The following is a 20,504-nucleotide window of genomic DNA, read 5'->3' as shown; positions in this document are numbered from 1 at the left end:
GTCCGGGGTCGGCACCACTCCATCGCTCGTTCATGCTCGTGTAACATCGGAAGTCGTTTTGCCATCGTGAATTCTGGCATGACGACCCGCGATGACAGCTCGAGAAGTCGGCGAAATCGCCCGTCCACGTCAGGCGTGTCACCACGCCCGGCGAGGTGCGTTGGTGAAACCATCGTGAGGTGATGCGGATGACAGTCCGCAGTCATCGCCGGTGGATGTCACGGCGGCCTTCAGACGGGATCGGAGCACGAGAATCTTGGTTGCGGGTGGCTCCGACGGTCGGGCGCAGATGCCGGCAGGCGCGTTCGAGCTCTCGGCGGCCCAGCGGGGGATCTGGTTCGCCCAGCAGGCGCTCGGTTCCATCCCGATCAACATCGCCGAATACGTCGATCTCGTCGGCCCGGTCGACGCCGAGGCCCTGACCGCGGCGTCGAACGCCGCCGGCCGCGAGGCCGGGTCCGGGTTCCTCCGCCTCGTCGACACCGGCGACGTGCCCATGCAGGTCGTCGAGGCCGACCACGACGACTCGATCTCCCGTCTCGACTTCTCCGACCATCCCGACGCCGTCGAGCGTGCACTGGAGTGGATGCGCGCGGAGTACAGCCGTCCCATCGACGTCCTCACCGACCGCCTGACCGTCAGCGCCCTCATCCGCGTCGGACCCGATCGGCACTTCTGGTACTGGCGCGCCCATCACATCGCCACCGACGGGTTCGGCGCCACCGCGATGCTGGCCCGGGTCGCTGCCATCTACACCGCCCGTCTGGACGGCGACGAGCTCCCGACCTGGCGGGGAGCGTCCCTGACCGACCTCGTCGAGGGGGAGCGCACCTACCGCGACTCCACGCGGTTCGAGAACGATCGTGCCTACTGGGCCGAACGCAACGCGGGACTCCCCGGCGCCGTGTCGCTCGCGGCGCGTCGTGAACCGCCCGGCGCGTTCTCCCGCCTGGCCTCGGTCGAGCTCCGCGGCCGCGTGGGTGAGCTGGTCGACGCCGCCGCCGCGGAGTCCTCGGGGAGCGCGGCGCCGGCCGTCATCGCCGCGTTCGCGACCTACCTGTCGCGGATGACCGACATCGACGACGTGGTCCTCAGCCTGCCGGTGTCGGCCCGGAACACCGCCAAGTTGCGGTCGGCGGCGGGCATGGTCTCCAACGTGGTCCCGCTGCGCGTCGGGGTGTCCGACGACATGGCGATCGGTCGGTTGATCACCGACGCCCAGACCGCGCTGACCGGCGCACTGCGCCGCCAGCTGTATCGCCACGAGGACATGCGCCGCGACATCGGTCAGGGCACCGGCGAACGCGGGCTCTTCGGACCGTCGGTCAACCTCATGATGTTCCAGTCCGAGGTGAACCTCGGCGAGACCGTCGGGCAGATGCACGTCCTCACGACCGGCCCCGTGGAGGACCTCGCGGTCAACATCTACCCCGGCGCCGACGGGAACGCCCTGCGCCTCGACCTCGAGGCCAACCCCCGCCTGTACTCCGACGACGACCTGCGACGGCATCTCGACCGCTTCGTCGACCTCGTCGAGCGGATGCTGGGCAGCGACCGTGCGACACCGGTCGGCGAGATCACCGTCGGCTCGGCCGACGAGATCGCGATGATCACCGACGAGTGGAACGCGACCGACCACCCGGTCGAGTCCGAGGTGCTCGGCGACATCTGGCGCCGTCAGGCGCGGGCCACCCCCGACGCACCCGCCCTGCACTTCGGTGCGCAGACACGGTCGTACGGCGAATTCGGCGCCGACGTCGCCCGCCTCGCCCGTCATCTGATCGCGCTGGGGATCGGCCCCGATCGCCATGTCGCGATCGCCATGCGCCGTTCGTTCGACCTCTTCGTCGCCGTCCACGCGGTCCTCGAGGCCGGCGGCGCGTATGTCCCGATCGATCTCGACAGCCCCGGTGGGCGCCAGGCCGCGGTCCTGCGCGGCAGTGCCGCACCGGTCGTGCTCACCACCCGCGCCGAGGGTTTCGTGGTCCCCGAGGGACTGCCCGAGACCCCGACCGTCGTCGAGGTCGATGCGGTGGACCTCGACGATCACGCCGACACACCGGTGTCGCCCGACGAGCGACACGGCACGCTGCACCCCGACAACACCGCCTACGTCATCTACACCTCCGGCTCCACCGGTGCGCCCAAGGGTGTCGCGGTGAGCCATCGGGCCATCGTCAACCGGCTGCGCTGGATGCAGGCGGAGTATCCCCTCGGCGGCGACGACGTGGTGCTGCACAAGACGCCGGTCACGTTCGACGTGTCGGTGTGGGAACTGTTGTGGGCCCTGCAGGTCGGCGCCTCGGTGGCGATCGCCGTGCCCGACGGGCACCGCGACCCCGAGTACCTCGCCGGCCTCATCGCCGACCGCGGCGTCACCGCGGTGCACTTCGTGCCCTCGATGCTGGCGTTGTTCGTCGAGTCGGCGCCTGCGCAGTCGTTGACCAGTCTGCGCGCGGTGTTCGCGAGCGGCGAGGCCCTCACGCCGTCGGTCGCCGGGCGTCTTGCGGCCATCACCGATGCCGCGCTGCACAACCTCTACGGCCCCACCGAGGCCGCCGTCGACGTCACCTACCACCGACACACCGCCGACGACGTCGACTCGGTGCCCATCGGCCGACCTGTCTGGAACACACGGGTGTGGGTGCTCGACCGCGCGCTGCGCCCGGTGCCGGTGGGGGCGGTGGGGGAGCTGTATCTCGGTGGCGTGCAACTGGCCCGGGGATATGTCGGCGACCCGGTGCAGACCTCCGGACGATTCGTGGCGTGCCCGTTCGAGCCGGGCCCGGCGCGGATGTACCGGACCGGCGACCTCGTCCGCTGGACACCCGACGGTTCACTGGACTACGTGGGGCGCAGTGACTTCCAGGTGAAGGTCCGCGGTCTGCGGATCGAGCTCGGCGAGATCGAGGCGGCCGTGCTCGGCGCCCCCGGGGTCCGCGAGACCGTCGTGACAGTCCACCAGAGCGCGCAGGGGCAACGGCTGGTCGCCTACGTGGTCCCCGCGGTGGGCCAGGCCGTCGACACCGCGGCCGTCGTCGGAGCCGTGCGCGGCCGCGTTCCCGCCTACATGGTCCCCGATGCAGTGGTCACGCTCGAGGAGATGCCGCTGGGCACCAGCGGCAAGGTCGACCGGAAGGCGTTGCCCGAACCGGACTTCTCGGCGCACGCGGCGCCGTTCCGGGCACCGACCACCGATGTCGAGCGCGCCGTGGTGGGCCTCGTCGAGGATCTGCTCGGTCGCGACGGTGTCGGCCTCGACGACTCGTTCTTCGGACTCGGCGGCGACAGCATCATGTCGATCCAGCTTGTCTCCCGTGCCCGTGCCGCCGGACTGCACTTCACCTCCCGACAGGTGTTCGAGCACAAGACGATCGGGGATCTCGCCGCGGTCGTCCGAACCGACGACGACGCCGTCGCGGCCGTGGAACTGCCCGGTGGGGCGGTCGGCGAGGTCGACCTCACGCCCATCGTGCGGTCGATGACCGAGATCCCGGAATCGGTCGGCCCCTTCGCCCAGTCGGTCGAGGTGCCGCTGCCCGAGCCGTACGATCCCGACACCCTGCTGGTCGCGGTGCGCGCGGTCGTCGACCGTCACGACATCCTGCGCTCGCGGTTGTCGGTCGACGACGACGGGCGGTGGCACCACGTCGTCGACGAGGCGACCGCGCAGATGGACATGCCCGAGATCACCACCGTCGACGTGATGGCCGAGCCCGGCACCGTCGCGTTCGCCGCGGGCGTCGACGCCGCTGTCCGCGCGGCCACCGACTCCCTCGACCCGGAGGCCGGACGCGTCGCCCAGTTCGTCCTGATGCAGTCCCACACGGCCCAGTCGCTCGCGGCCGGATCCGACACCGGCGCACGGCGTCTGGTCATCGTGCTGCACCATCTCGTCGTGGACGGCGTGTCGTGGCGCATCCTGCTGCCCGACCTCGCGACCGCCTGGGCGCAGCACAGCGCGGGCGTCTCCGTCGACCTCGCGCCGGTGGGCACCTCGATGCGTCGGTGGGCACGGGGGATGACCGAACTGGCCGCGACGCCGGCGATCCGGTCCGAGCTCGCGCATTGGCGCGCGGTGACCGAGGGGCCCAACTCCGTTGCGCTGCCGCTCGATCCGCGACGTCACGTCGTCGCCACGCTGCAGCGCCGCGAACTACACCTGACCCCGGAGCTGACCGAGACCCTGCTGACCCGGGTGCCACAGGCCTTCCACGCCGGTGTGAACGACGGCCTGCTGGCGGCGCTGGCGCTGGCCGTCTCCGCGTGGCGGAGCCCCGATGCCGCCGCCGGGCGACGGTTCCTCGTCAGCATGGAGGCGCACGGCCGCGAGGAGGAGTTGCTGGCCGGCTCGGACCTGTCGCGCACCGTCGGGTGGTTCACCACCGTCTATCCCGTCGCGCTGGACCTCACCGGGATCGACGTCGCGGCCGCGCTCTCCGGCGGAGAGGCCGCCGGGGTGGCCGTCAAGACGGTCAAGGAACAGCTCGCCTCCGTCCCGCGCCGCGGCGTGGGGTACGGGTTGCTGCGTCATCTCGACGTCGAGGGTGCGCAGGTGCTCGCCGAGGCGCCCGAGCCGTCGATCAGCGTCAACTACCTCGGCCGTCTCGCCGGAACGGGCGCGTCGGGCCCCTGGGTACCCGAGGGTGACCAGGCGCTGCGCGGCTGCCGGGGCGCGAATGTGCCCGTGCGCCATGCCCTCGACATCAACGCCTCGGTCGTCGAGACCGCTGCGGGACCCCAGCTGCACGCCACCCTCGACCACCCCGACGGTGTCCTCACCGACGAGGAGGCCGACGAGCTCGCCGACCTCTGGCACCGCGCACTCGAGGCCGTCGCACGCCACGCGGCGTCGGCCGACGCGGGCGGATTGACACCGTCGGACCTCGATCTCGTCTCGCTCACCCAGGCCGACGTCGACTCCGTCGAGGCGCGCTACGACGTCGTCGACGTGTGGCCGCTGGCCCCCCTGCAGACCGGACTGCTCTTCCACTCGGAGATGTCGGTCGGTTCGGTCGACCTGTACACCGCGCAGATGGTCCTCGATCTCTCCGGCGTCGACGTCGACCGGATGCGTCGCAGCGCGCAGGCTCTCGTCGATCGTCATCCCACTCTGCGCACGGGGTTCGTGACCGCCGCCGACGGGACCCCCGTCTCGGTGGTCTCCGCGTCGGCGCCCGTCGCGTTCGTGGTCCACGACCTCTCCCGCGCCGGAGACGACGCCCCCGCCCGTGCCGCCGAGATCGCGCACACCGATCGGGTCACCGCCTTCGACATGGCGGCGCCCCCACTGCTGCGCTTCGCCATGATCGCGTTCGGCGACAACCGTTTCCGCATGATCGCGACCAATCACCACATCCTGCTCGACGGCTGGTCGATGCCGGTGTTCATGGGCGACCTGTTCACCCTCTACGCCGCAGGCGGCGAGGCGAGGGCCCTTCCCGCACCACCGGCCTACCGGACCTACCTCTCGTGGCTGGCGGCGCAGGACACCGCGGCGTCGATCGCGGCGTGGTCGACCGCGCTCGGTGGGTTCGACGAACCGACACTGCTCGTCGGGGACGGCGACCGCGGCACGCACTCGACCGGCGTGTCGGGGGGCCCCGGTCAGATCGAGGTCCCCGGTCAGGTCGAGATCACGATCGCGGCGGAGGTGACCGAGCGACTCACCGAGCACGCCCGCGAGACCGGCATCACCTTCAACACCATGCTGCAGGTGAGCTGGGCGATCGTCCTCGCCCGACTCGTGGGACGCGACGACATCGTGTTCGGCACCACGGTGTCCGGTCGCCCGCCCGAGGTGCCCGGCGTCGAGACGATGCTCGGACTGTTCATCAACACCGTGCCCGTGCGCGTCACGATCCACGACTCCGACGACGTCGCCGCCCTGTGCAAGCGGGTCGCCCACGAGCAGGCCGACCTCCTCGACCACCACACCGCCGGGCTCGCCGACATCACCGCCGCGGTCGATCTCGACGTCCTGTTCGACACGATGATGGTCTACGAGTCCTACCCGCTCGACCGTGAGGCACTGGCCGCCGCGGCATCGGTGGACGGGATGACCGTCACCGACGCCGACGTGGTCGACGCGACGCACTACCCGCTGACCGTCATCGCGATCACCGACCCGGACCTGCGGTTGTCGGTGAAGTACCTGCCGTCGATGGTCGACGCCGATCGCGCGGCCGACATCCTCGGGATGCTCACCTCGGTGCTCGAGCAGATCGCGTACGACCGCGAGATGCGGGTGCTCGACGTCGATGTCCTCGACGCCGACACCCGCACCCGACTCCTGCAGCAGGCCGGCAGCGTCGATCGTCTCCCGGCTCCCGCGCCGCTGCCCGATCTGCTGGCCGCCGCGGCCTCCGCCGGTGGTGCGCGCGATGCCGTCGTGTCCCCGACGGGCTCGATCACCTACGCCGAGCTCGACCGCCGATCCGACGCGCTCGCGCGCCGTCTGATCGCGCAGGGCATCGGCACCGAACAGATCGTGGCCCTCGGCATGAACCGTTCGGTCGAGTTCGTCCTGGGACTGTGGGCTGTCGCGAAGACCGGCGCGGCGTACCTGCCCGTCGACATGCGCTATCCGACAGCGCGTATCGAACACATGCTCACCGATTCCGGTGCGGTGTACGGCCTGTCGACCTCGTCGTGGCGCGACGTGCGCCCGACGACGGTGGAGTGGCTCGACATCGACGTCCCAGGCGTCACGGACGCGAGTGCGTCGGCTCCGGTGCGCGATGCCGACCGTCTGCGTCCGGTGACGGTCACGAACCTCGCCTACATGATCTACACGTCGGGCACGACCGGACTGCCGAAGGGTGTCGCGGTCACCCACGGTGGGCTCGCCGCGCTGATGGCCGAGCAGTCCGAACGTTTCGTCCTCACACCGTCGTCGCGCACCCTGCATTTCGCGTCGCCCAGCTTCGACGCATCGGTGCTGGAGATGCTGCTGGCCCTGGCACACGGGTCGACCATGGTGATCGCGCCCTCGGAGATCTACGGCGGCGAGGAGCTCCACGATTTGCTCGCCGACCACGGCGTCACCCACGGCTTCGTGACCCCGGCCGCGCTGGCGTCGGTCGACCCCGACGGCCTCGACGAGTTCGAGACCGTCGTCGTCGGCGGCGAGGCCTGCTTGCCGGAACTCGCGGCGCGCTGGGCTCCCGGTCGACGCATGTTCAACGGCTACGGCCCCACCGAGGCAACGTGTTTCGCCGACATCGCCGGACCCATGGAGCCCGGGCGCGACATCACCATCGGACGCCCCGTCCGCGGCCTCACCTCCCTCGTGCTCGACCGTCGCCTGCAGCCGGTCGCCGAGGGTGTCGACGGCGAGCTCTACCTCTCGGGTCCCGCCGTCGCGCGAGGTTACCATCGGCGACCGGGGCTGACCGCCGACCGGTTCGTCGCGAACCCGCACGGTGTCCCCGGCGATCGGATGTACCGCACCGGCGACGTCGTGCGCTGGGTCCGCACCGACTCCGGCCTCGAGGTGTTCTACGTCGGGCGTCGCGATTTCCAGGTCAAGATCCGCGGGTTCCGCATCGAACTGGGCGAGATCGACGCGGCGCTGGCCGCGCATCCCGACATCACGTTCGCCACCACCGTCGGCACCGCTCTGCCCTCAGGCGCGACCGCGCTCGTCGCCTATGTCGTCCCCGCGGGCGACGCCGAGGGTGTCACCGCGGCCTCGCTGAAGGATTTCGTGGCCGGCCGGCTGGCGCCGCACATGGTGCCGTCGATCGTCGTCACCCTCGACACCATCCCGCTCACCCGCACCGGCAAACTCGACCGCGCGGCACTGCCCGCACCCGACCTGACCGAGCTGGCCGCCGAATCCGTCGAGCCCCGAACCGATCTCGAGCGGACGCTGGCCGAGATCGTCGCCGACGTCGTCGGGTTGCCCGCGGTCGGTGTCACCGACTCGTTCTTCGACGTGGGCGGCAACTCGCTGCTGGCGACCAAGGCCGCCGCGCGGATCGGATCGGCGGTCGGTCGTCGGGTCGCGGTCCGCGAACTGTTCGACCACCCGACCGTCGCGTCGCTCGCCGCGCACCTCGGGGACGACGGGTCCGCCGCGGAGTCCGCGGCACCGACTCCCTCAGGCCACGGAGACCTCCCGGCCCTGGGCCCCGGTCTCGCGGCGTCACGCCCGGTCCTGTCCCCGACCCAGCAGCAGATGTGGCTGCTCAACCGGATCGACCCGCAGAGCGCGGCCTACAACATCGCCATGGTCGTGCAGCTGCGCGGACCCCTCGACCGATCGGCGTTGGCCGCGGCCGCGCGCGACGTCGTCGGACGGCACAGCACGCTGCGCACCATCTTCCCTGAGACCGCCACCGGGCCGTACCAGGACGTGCGCGACGCCGACGAGGTCGAGATCGACCTGACCCCCCAGCCGGTCACCGCCGACTCGGTCGAGGCCGCCGTCACCGCAGCCGCGACAACCGGATTCGACCTCACGCACGAGTTCCCGGTGCGGTTCGCGATGTTCGAGATCGCCCCCGACGACGTGCACGTGGTGGTCGTCGTCCATCACATCAGCGCCGACGGTTCGTCGATGGCCCCACTCGCACGCGACGTGATGACCGCCTACGCCGCGCGCACCACCGGTGACGAGCCGGCCTGGGCGCATCTGCCGGTGCAGTACGTCGATTACGCGGCGTGGTTCCGCGCCACCCTCGGTGACGCCGGCGATCCCGGGTCGACGGCGGCACGCTCGATCGAGTTCTGGCGCGGCACCCTGGCGGGCAGCCCCGAGATCATCGACCTCCCGCTCGACCGCCCGCGGCCGCCGACGCGCAGCCTGCGCGGCGACATCGTGCACTTCGCGATCGACGAGACCACGTACGCCGCGGTCGCCGCGGTCGCCCGCGACACCGGCACATCGGTGTTCATGGTCGTCCACGCCGCTCTCACGGCGATGCTGGCGCGCACCACAGGCAGCGACGACGTGGTCATCGGAACCCCGGTCGCCGGCCGCGGTGTCCCCGAGATCGCCGACGTCGTCGGCGTCTTCGTCAACAGCGTGCCGCTGCGGGTCACCGTCGACGAGACCGCGACGGTCGGCGACTTCCTCACCCGCGTCCGCACCGTCGACCTCGATGCCCTCGACCATGCCGATCTGCCCTTCGAGGCCGTCGTCGACGCGCTCGGTCGCCCTCGCACCGCCGCGTACTCCCCGGTCTTCCAAGTGCTGCTGTCGTTCCAGAACACCGAACCGGTGCGGTTCTCGCTCGCCGGTCTCGACGCCGAGATCAACGCCGACAGCCTCACCGGCACAGCGCAGTTCGACATCGCGGTCAACCTGTCCGAGGTCATGGCCGCCGATGGGTCGGGTGTGGTCGCGCTGGCCGGCTCGCTGACCTTCGCGACCGACCTGTTCGACCCGTCGACCGCTCGGACCCTCGCCGACCGGTTCACCTCGACCCTGCGGTCGATGATCGCCGACACCGGAGCGGCCGTCGCCGACATCGACATCTGGGGCGCGACCGCACCCGCGATCGAGGCGTCCACACCCGAGATCGCCACTCCTGCACGGCCGGTCGCGGTCGCACCCGACCGCGACGACCTGCTCGACCTCATCGCTGCGGCGGCGGTGGCGCACCCGGACACGGTCGCGATCGACGTCGGATCGGGACAGGACCAGGACCGCTTCACCTTCGCCGACATCGCCGAGCGCCTCGTGCCGTTGGCGCCGATGGCGGCCGGCGGACTGAGCCCCGACGCGGTGCTGTCGGTGGCGCTGTCGACGATGATCCCGGCGGCCGCCGCTGCCGCCCCGGGATCGGGCGGCAGTCTCGTCGAGCTGATCGACGAGGTGCACACCGCCGCGCGCCGGGCCGCCGGTGACGTCGCGCCCGTGACGCCGGAGTCCACGTGGTCCCCGGACTCGTCGGACACGCTCGCGGAGATCTTCGCCGATCGCGTCCGGGAGACACCCGACGCGATCGCCCTGACCGTGGGTGCTCAGACCGTGGGTGTGCAGTCGCTCACCTACGCCGAGTTCTCGGCACGGTCGAATCGACTGGCGCGGCACCTGATCTCGAACGGCGTCGGCCCCGACGTCACCGTTGGACTCGCGATCGGCCGCAGTGTCGACCTGCTCGTGGGCATGTACGCCGTGGTCGCCGCCGGCGGTGCGTATGTCCCGATCGACCTCGAACACCCGCCGACCCGCATCGCCCACATCCTGCGCACCTCCCGTCCCGCGTGCGTGCTGACCGTGACCGGCGCACCGCTGCCCGCCGCCGCACCCGCCCCCGACGCCGACGCGCCGGGACCCGACATCCCCCGGATCGCGATCGACACACTCGATCTGGAACCGCTGTCGGCGACGCCGATCACCGACACCGAGCGGACATCGCCGCTGCGCGCCGACAACATCGCGTATGTCATCTTCACCTCCGGTTCGACCGGCATGCCCAAGGGCGTGGCGGTCAGCCACCGCGCGATCGTCAACCGCCTACGGTGGATGCAGGACCGTTACCGGCTGACCCCCGACGACGTCGTCGTGCAGAAGACGCCCGCGACCTTCGACGTGTCGGTGTGGGAGTTCTTCTGGCCGTTGCAGATCGGTGCGCGTCTGGTCGTCGCCGAACCCGGCGGCCACCGTGACGTCGCCTACCTGACCGGTCTGATCGCCGCCGAGTCGATCACCACCATCCACTTCGTGCCCTCGATGCTGGGTGTGTTCGTCACCGGGACCGACCCGACCGCATTGGGATCGCTGCGTCTGGTCTTCACCAGCGGCGAGGCACTGGGCGCCGATGTCGCGCGCGCGATGAGCGAGGCCTCGTCCGCCGAGATCCACAACCTCTACGGTCCCACCGAGGCCGCCGTGGACGTCACCCACCACCAATGGGTTCCCGCCGACGAGGTCACCGTCCCGATCGGCGTGCCCGTCGCCAACACCCGCGTCGCGGTTCTCGACCGTCGTCTGCGCCAGGTCCCCGCGGGGGTGGCCGGTGAGCTGTACCTGCTCGGCGTGCAGTTGGCGCGTGGGTATCTCGGCCGCGCCGACCTGTCCGCCGATCGGTTCCTGGCCGCGCCCGCCACGATCGCCGTGGCGCCCGGCGAGCGGATGTACCGCACCGGCGACCTGGTGCGGATGCGGTCCGATGGCGAGCTGGACTATTTGGGGCGCACCGACTTCCAGGTCAAACTGCACGGACTGCGCATCGAGCTCGGGGAGATCGAGACGGCGTTGACGGCGCTCGACACGGTCGCCTCCGCCGCGGTTCTCGTGGCCGAACACCGTGTCGGGGCCCGGCTCGTCGGCTACGTCGTCCCCGCCCCGGGCGCGGTCGTCGACGTCGAGGCGACGCGCGTCGCGTTGACGGCGGTGCTGCCGGAGTACATGGTCCCCGCGGTCCTCGTGTCCGTGCCCGAGATGCCGGTCAACGCCAACGGCAAGCTCGACCGGACGGCGCTCGCGCAGATCGAGGTCCCCGACACCGACGACGCCGAGTACGTGGCGCCGACCGACCCGGTGGAGGAGATCGTCGCCGGGCTGTTCGGCGACATGCTCGGCGTCGACCGCGTCAGCACCGTGCGCTCGTTCTTCGAACTGGGCGGCAACTCCCTGATGGCCGCGCAGCTCTCGGTCCGCGTCCACGACACCCTCGGCGTCGCGATCGGCATCCGCGACCTGTTCGAGGCGCAGACCGTCGCGCAGCTCGCCCGCCTGATCACGCAGCGGCGCGACTCGGGCGAGTCCGGTTCGGCGATGGTCGCCCGCTTCCGGCCGATCGCCCACGACGAGTCCCTGCCCGTGCCACTGTCGTTGGCGCAGCAGCGGTTGTGGTTCATCAACACCTATGACCCGACCTCGGGCGCGTACAACATCCCGTTGACGTTCGTGTTCACCGGCGACCTCGACATCGATGCACTCAGCGCCGCGCTGGTCGATCTCGTCGACCGTCAGCGTGTGCTCCGCACGATCTACCCCTCGACGGCCGACGGTCCGCATCAGGTCGTCGTCCCCACCATCGACGCCCTGCCGCCGGTGCGGCTCGACTCGATCCGCCGCGACGAGCTGTGGGGTCGCCTGCGCGAGTTCGCGGGACCCGGCTTCGACGTGACGACCACCGTCCCGGTGCGCACCGCGCTGTGGCGCCTCAACGAGGACCGGCCCGACGAGGCACCCGAGCACATCCTGGTGTTCGTCATCCACCACATCGCCGCCGACGGGTTGTCGATGCAGCCGCTCGCGGTAGACCTGTTGGGCGCCTACGAGGCCCGGCTGCGCGGTGACCGACCTGCGCTCGCCCCGCTGGCCGCCCACTACACCGACTTCGCGATCTGGCAGTCCGCGACGTTCGGTGACGAGACCGATCCCGACTCGATCGCCGCGCGGCAACTCGAGCACTGGCGCACCGTGCTCGCCGGCGCCCCGGAGATCACCGGCATCCCCACCGATCGCCCGCGAGGCCAGAGCCGCACCGGTATCGGGGCCACCGAGATGTTCGAGCTGTCGCCGGAACTGCACCGCGCGATCGTCGCGACCGCCAACTCCCACGGGGTGTCGCGGTTCATGGTGTTCCACGCCGCCCTCGCCGCGCTGCTCGCACGGCACAGCGGCGACACCGACATCGTGGTCGGCGCACCGATCGGAGGCCGCGGGAGTCCCGAACTCGACGCGCTGGTCGGCATGTTCGTCAACACCCTCGCGCTGCGGCTCGAGGTCGACCCGGCGATGACCGTCGCCGACCTGTTGATCGCCGCGCGTGACACCGACCTCGACGCATTCGGGCACAGCGACGTCCCGTTCGAGCGTGTCGTCGATGCCCTGGCCCCGACACGCACCGCCTCGCACACCCCGATCTTCCAGGTCGTGATCGGTGTGAACGGCGCCGCGGCAACCACTCTCGACATCGACGGCCTCGGCGTGGCGCTGGGCTCGATCGACACCGAGTACAGCAAGTTCGACCTGACGATCGATCTCGGCGAACAGTTCACCGACGACGGCGCCCCCGCCGGGGTCACCGGCTTCGTGGGCTACGCGACCGACATCTTCGACGCGGGCACCGCCGCCACGCTGGGTGCCCGGCTCACCGCCATCCTCACCGGCTTCGTCGACGCCGACGCCGCGGGCAGACCGCTGGGGGAGATCCCCATCATGACCGCCGCCGAGCGCACGGAGGTCACCCCTGTGCGCGGCCGGCCCGCGCCGCCGCTGCGTCTGCTCTCGGAGATCCTCGACGAGGCCGCACGCGTCGACCCCGACGCCATGGCGCTGGTGTGCGGCGAGGAGTCGATGTCGTACCGCGAGCTCGACGCACGCTCGAACCGGATCGCCCGCGAGCTCATCGATCGCGGTCTCGGAACCGAGGACGTGGTCGCCCTCGCCATCGGTCGCAGCATCTCCTCGGTGCTCGGGGTGTGGGGAGTGGTGCGCAGCGGCGCCGCGTTCGTGCCCGTCGACCCGAACTACCCGGCCGACCGCGTCGCCCACATGCTCACCGATTCCGGTGCGCGACTGGTGATCACGCGGGCCGCCGACGGCGACCTCGTGCTCCCCGACGGTGTCGCGTCGATCGACATCGACGACCCCGCCTTCGACCGGCACGACGATGCACCGATCCGTCCCGGGGAACTGCTGCGGGCCCCGCGACCGGAGAACTGCGCCTACATCATCTACACCTCGGGGACCACCGGGAAGCCCAAGGGCGCCGAGCTCACCCACCGGGGGATGGCGCCGTACGCTGCCGAGATCGCCGACCGGTACCGCATCACGCCCGCCTCGCGAACCCTGCACGTCGCGTCGCCGAGCTTCGACGCCTCGGTTCTCGAGCTGCTCCTCGCCACCTGCGTCGGGGCGACGATGGTCATCGTCCCCACCACGGTCTACGGCGGCGAGGAACTCCACGACCTGTTGGCCCGCGAGCGCGTCACGCACGCCTTCATCACCCCGGCCGCGCTGGCGTCGGTGAACCCGGAGGGGTTGCCCGACTTCACCGAGATCGCCGTCGGCGGCGAGGCCGTGCCGGCAGAGCTGTTCGCGCGCTGGGCACCCGGGCGCAACGTCTACAACGGCTACGGTCCGACCGAGGCCACCATCATGACCAACATCAGCTCTCCGGTCGTGCCCGGCGAGCAGATCACGATCGGCGGCCCGATCACCGGCGTCAGCGCACTGGTGCTCGACGCGAGGTTGCAGCCGGTCCCCGTCGGGGTCCCGGGCGAGCTCTACGTCAGTGGACCGGGAGTCGCCCGCGCCTACCACGACCGCTCCGGACTCACCGCCGAACGTTTCGTCGCCAACCCGGCCGAGCCGGGCGAGCGGATGTACCGCACCGGCGACGTCGTCCGGTGGGTGCGCACCGCCGACCGAGGTCTCGAGATCGTCTACCTGTCGCGCTCGGATCACCAGGTGAAGGTCCGCGGGTTCCGCATCGAGCTCGGCGAGATCGACTCCGTGCTCGCCGCGCACCCGGCGGTCGAGTTCGCCGCCACGCTCGGCGTCGGCGGACCGGGCGGTGGCACGGCGCTGGCGAGTTACGTGACGCTGGTGGCGGGTTCGACGGTCGGGCCTGCCGACCTGACCTCGTACGCGGCGCGGTTCCTGCCGCAGTACATGGTGCCCAGTGCGGTGACCGTCCTCGACGAGGTCCCGCTGACGCCGACCGGGAAGCTGGACCGGCGGGTGCTGCCGACGCCGGAGTTCGTCGCGGCCGCCACCTCGGCCCGTGACCCCGAGACGCCGCTGGAACGCGCGATCGCGCACGCCTTCGCCGAGGTGCTCGACCTCGACCGCGTGGGCGCCGACGACTCGTTCTTCGATCTCGGCGGCAACTCGTTGGCCGCCACCCGGGTCATCGCGCGCATCAACGAGAACCTCGACGTGCGCCTCGGCGTGCGGGTCCTGTTCGAGTCGTCCACGGTCGCCGACCTCGCCGCCGCGGTCGCCGCACTGGACACCGCCGACGGCATCACCGCCCTCCCGCTCACCGCGGGCCCCCGCCCCGACCGGGTGCCGCTGTCGCTCGCGCAGCAGCGGATGTGGTTCCTCAACCGCCTCAACCCCGACGTCGCCGACTACAACATCCCCCTCGGACTCCGGCTGCGCGGCACGCTCGACCTCGACGCGCTCCACGCCGCGCTGGCCGATCTGCTGGCCCGTCAGGAGATCCTGCGGACGGTCTACCCCGACTCCGACGACGAACCGTTCCAGCGGGTCCTCGGTGTCGACGAGTACACCCCCGACCTGGAGATCATCGACGTCGCCGGCGAGGACGACCTGCTCGCCGCCGCGCTCGCGACCGCCTCGGCCGGGTTCGACGTCACCGCGGCACCGCCGTTGCGCGCCTGCCTGTTCCGCCTGTCCGACGACGACCACGTGCTGCTCCTGGTGATCCACCACATCGCCGCCGACGGATCGTCGCTGGTGCCGCTGGCGACCGACCTGATGTCGGCCTACACCGCTCGGGCCGCCGGGGACCGCCCGCACCTGCGCCCGCTGTCGGTGCAGTACGCCGACTACGCGATCTGGCAGCGCGCGGTGATGGGTGACGAGAACGACCCGGAGTCCCCGGCGAGCAGGCAGATCGCGTTCTGGCGCGAACACCTCGCCGGTCTGCCGGAGCTGCTGGCGATCCCCACCGACCGGCCCCGCACCGACCGCCGTTCCATCGAGGGCGGCGAGGTCACCTTCACCGTCGGCGCCGAACTCCAGCAACGGCTCGCCCAGCTCGCGCGCGAGCACGACGCCACCATGTTCATGGTCCTGCACGCCGCATACGCGGCCCTGCTGTCGAGGATGTCGGGCACCGGCGACGTCGCCGTCGGCACACCCATCGCCGGTCGCACCGCCTCGGCGACCGAGGGACTCGTCGGCATGTTCGTCAACACGCTGGTGTTGCGCACGACGGTGCCGAGCTCGGCGACCTTCATCGAATCACTCGCCGCCACACGACAATCCGACCTCGCGGCCTTCGGCAACGCCGATCTGCCGTTCGAACAGGTCGTGGAGGTCCTCGCCCCCGCCCGGTCGCGGAAGTACGCCCCGCTGGTGCAGGCCACGCTGACCATGCAGAACATCGAGGTCCCCACCGTCACCCTCCCGGGGCTCGAGGTGAGTGCGCTCGACCTGCCGATCCGGGTCGCGAAGTCCGATCTCGGCCTCACCATCTCGGAGAGTTTCGGCGCCGACGGTCGTGGCCGCGGCATCGAGGCGGTCCTCGACTTCACCGTCGACATCTTCGACCACACCACCGTGGAGGCCATGGCCGAGCGGTTCCTCACCATCCTCACCGCCGTCGCCGACGACGAGAACGTCGTCATCGGCGACATCGACATCCTCACCGCGGCCGAACGCAACGAGCTGGCCGACTCCAGCACCGGCGACCCGGTGGCGGCCGACGCGCGGCCCGTCGACACCGATGCCCGCTCCCTCGACCAGCTGCTCGCGACGGCCGCACGGATCAACCCCGACGGGATCGCGTTGTCGCACAACGGTGTCGACGTCACCTACGGTGCACTGCAGGCGAAATCGGCGGAGATGGCGGCCACGCTGGGGTCGGTGGGCATCGGTCCCGAGGCCGCGGTCACCGTGGCGCTGTCGACGCTGCTGCCGGGTCTGCTCGACGACGGCTCGGGCGACGCCTTCGCGCAGCGGTTCTCCGGCATGCTCGCCGCGGTCATCGCCGAATCGGGGCAGGCGCCGGCCGAGGACAACCTCACCCTCGTCGATCTGTTCGTCGAACAGGTCGGACGCACCCCCGACGCGCCCGCGCTGCGTTTCGCGCCCGTCGGGTCCGCGCCGCAGGAACTCACCTACGCCGAGTTCGCCGACCGCGTGCACCGGTTGACGCGGCACCTCATCGACGTCGGCGTCGGACCCGAGGTCCATGTGGCACTGGCGATGCGACGATCGATCGACCTCCTGGTGGGGATGTACGCGATCGTCGGTGCCGGTGGCGCCTACGTGCCGATCGACCTCGACCACCCCGCCGACCGGATCGCCTACATCCTCGACAGCGCCGATCCGCTGCTGGTGCTCACCACGACCGTCGAGCGCGCTGACGCGGTGGGTCACGGGGGTCGGACGGTTGTCGCCGTCGACACCCTCGACCTGTCCGGGGTGTCCGGCGCGGTGGTCACCGATGCCGACCGACGAGGTCCGCTGCACGCCGACAACACCGCGTACGTGATCTACACCAGCGGGTCCACCGGGCGGCCCAAGGGCGTCGCGATCACCCACCGCGCCATCGTGAACCGACTGCGATGGAAGCAGGCCGAGTACCCGATGGACGCCACCGACGCCGTGCTGCAGAAGACGCCGGCCACCTTCGACGTGTCGGTGTGGGAGTTCTTCTGGCCGCTGCAGGTCGGTGCCCGACTCGTCATCGCCGCACCCTACGCCCACCGCGACCCCGCCGAGGTCGCCCGCGTGATCACTGAGAACGACGTCACTGTGGCGCATTTCGTGCCGTCGATGCTGTCGGCCTTCACCGCCGCGCTCGGTGATCGCGATCGCGGGGACCGCAGGCTCGCGTCGCTGCGCCGCGTGTTCGCCAGCGGCGAGGCGCTGCCCCCGACCGTCGCGGCCCGGCTCGCCGCACTGACCTCGATCTCTGTCGACAACCTCTACGGTCCGACCGAGGCGGCGGTCGACGTCACCTACCACCACTACTCCGCGGCCGACACCGAGACGGTCCCGATCGGCCGTCCGGTCGCCAACACCGGCGTCCACGTCCTCGACGAACGTCTGCGCCCGGTCCCGCCGAGTGTCGCCGGCGAGCTGTACATCACCGGTGTGCAGCTGGCCCGCGCCTACGTCGGCCGACCCGATCTCACCGCCGACCGCTTCGTCGCCGACATCACCTCGGCGACCGGCGAACGGATGTACCGCACCGGCGATCTCGTGCGGCGGCGTCCCGACGGGGAGATCGACTACATCGGACGCACCGACTTCCAGGTGAAGCTGCGCGGGCTGCGCATCGAGCTGACCGAGATCGAGGCGGCCCTCCTCGACGATTGGGAGATCTCCGACGCCGTCGCCGTGGTGGTGGACGCGGCCGGCGACCAGCAGCTCGTCGCCTACGTCGTCGGGACCGGCGGCGCGGAGCCGGATGTGACCGCGGTCGCGGCCACCCTGCGCAGGCGTCTGCCCGCATACATGGTGCCCGCGGCGATCATCGTGCTGCCGCACTTCCCGCTCACCCCCAACGGCAAACTCGACCGCCGCGCGCTCCCGGTGCCCGACTTCGCCTCCACCGAGGTCGCCTACGTCGAGCCGAGCACCGACGCGCAGCGCGCCGTGGCGCAGGTGTTCGCCGACATCGCCCGCCGCGACCGGGTCGGGGCGAACGACTCGTTCTTCGACATCGGCGGCACCTCGCTCGGCGCCACACGGGTGGCCGCGCGCGTGCAGGCCGCACTCGGGGTGTCGGTCGGCGTCCGCGACGTCTTCGACCACCCGACGGTGGCCGAACTCGCCGCCGCGATCGGCGACCGCGACCGGAACACCACGCGCCCGGTCCTGGCCGCCCGCCCTCGTCCGGACCACATCCCGCTGTCGCCGGCACAGGCGCGCATGTGGTTCATCAACCAGTTCGACACCTCGTCACCGGCCTACAACCTGCCGCTGCCGCTGCGGCTGACCGGCACCCTCGACCTCGACGCGCTGCGCACGGCGGTCGGTGACGTCCTCGAGCGGCACGAGTCGCTGCGCACCACCCACCCCGACTCCGCCGACGGCCCGCGTCAGGTCATCCACCCGACCGATTCCGCGTTGCCGCAGATCTTCTCCGAGACCACCGTCGCCCCCGAGTCGGTCACCGACGAGGTCACCCGCATGGCGGTGGCAGGCTTCGACGTCACCACCGGTTTCCCCGTGCGCATCGTGCTGATGACCATCGGACGCGGCGAGGCGTCCCCGGCCGATGCCGCCGAGGAGCATCTGCTGATGGTGGTCGCCCACCACATCAGCGCCGACGGGTCGTCGCTCGCCCCGCTCTTCCGGGATCTCGTGGTGGCCTACGAGTCGCGACGGTCGGGTGCCGTGGCGCCGCGGCCACCACTGTCGGTGCAGTACGCCGACTTCTCGCTGTGGCAGCGCGACCTCCTCGGCGACGAATCCGATCCGACGTCGGTGGCCGCGCAGCAGATCGAGCACTGGCGCATCACCCTGGCCGGAGTGGGGCAGTCGCTCGACCTGCCGACCGACCGGCCGCGTCCGGCGGTGCAGTCGCTGCGCGGCGACATGGTCCGTTTCGAGATCGAGGCCGACCTGCGGGCCCGCCTGGCGACCGTGGCCCGCACCCACGACGTCAGCCTGTTCATGCTCCTGCACGCCGCGCTGGCGATCCTGCTCGAACGCCTGTCCGGGTCGCGCGACATCGTGATCGGCACCCCGGTCGCCGGTCGCGGCGAGGAGGCCCTCGACGATCTCGTGGGCATGTTCGTCAACACCGTCGTGTTGCGCACCGAGGTCGACCCCGAGGCCGATGCCGCCGAGATGCTCGCCGCGGTGCGTGCCGCCGACGTCGACGCGATGGCGCACGCCGACATCCCGTTCGAGCGTATCGTCGAGGTGCTCGACGTCCCGCGCTCCACGGCACACCACCCGCTGTTCACCGTGGCGCTGTCGTTCGACAACAACGAGGCCCCCGATCTCACGCTGCCCGATCTGCGCGTGCAGGTCGTCGAGGCGGAGTTCGAGGTCGCCAAGTTCGATCTGCAGTTGTCGGTCGGCGACTCCGCCCCGCCCGACGAGGCGGCCCCGGCGATGTTCACCTACGCCACCGACCTGTTCGACCAGTCGACCGTCGCGACCTTCGCCGACCGATTTCTGCGGATCCTCACCGCGATCGCCGACGACACGACGACCACGATCGGCGCCATCGACATCCTCGGCCCGTCGGAACGACGTGAACTGCTCGCCCTCACCGGCGGCGAACCGGTTGCCGACGCGCTGCTGCCCGACCTGTTGACCCGCGGTGCCCACATCGACCCCGACCGCACCGCGATCACCTTCGACGGCACGTCGCTGACCCATCGTGAACTCGACGAGCTGTGCAATCGCGTCGCCCGCGACCTGATCTCGCACGGTGCGGGTCCCGAGACCGTGGTGGCGCTGGGGATGCGACGCAGCCTGTCGTCGGTGGTGGGCACGATCGCGATCGCCAAGACCGGTGCGGCCTACCTGCCGATCAAACCCGAGTACCCCGCCGAGCGCATCGCGGGCATGCTGACCGACTCCCGCGCGCTGTTCGGAATCACCGTCGCCGCCGACGTCGCCGATCTCCCCGACACCGTCGCATGGCGTGATCTCGACGAGATCGCCTCGGCCACGGCCGATCTGGACCCCGCGCCGGTCACCGACGCCGAGCGCACCGGGGTGCTCCGACCCGATCACCCCGCCTACCTGATCTACACCTCGGGTTCGACGGGGACGCCGAAGGCCGTCGTCGTCACCCACGCCGGTCTGGCGAACCTCGCCGCCGACGTCCGCGAACACTACGACACCGACGAGAACTCGCGGGTGCTCCACGTCG

General features: G+C 71.1%; 1 protein-coding gene (only partly in view). It reads left to right on the top strand.

Annotated elements, in window-relative coordinates:
• Positions 1-289: 289 nt before the first annotated feature.
• A protein-coding gene (locus TU34_RS14985) for a non-ribosomal peptide synthetase (protein WP_082080318.1) crosses the window boundary here: on the top strand, positions 290-20,504 show its 5' portion. It continues 13,892 nt past the right edge of the window; the window shows 20,215 of its 34,107 coding nt (coding positions 1-20,215); its start codon is at positions 290-292; its stop codon lies beyond the right edge, outside the window.

This window comes from Williamsia herbipolensis (assembly GCF_000964005.1).
GTDB classification, from domain to species: domain Bacteria; phylum Actinomycetota; class Actinomycetes; order Mycobacteriales; family Mycobacteriaceae; genus Williamsia_A; species Williamsia_A herbipolensis.
This window is presented reverse-complemented; position numbering and strand designations above follow the sequence as displayed.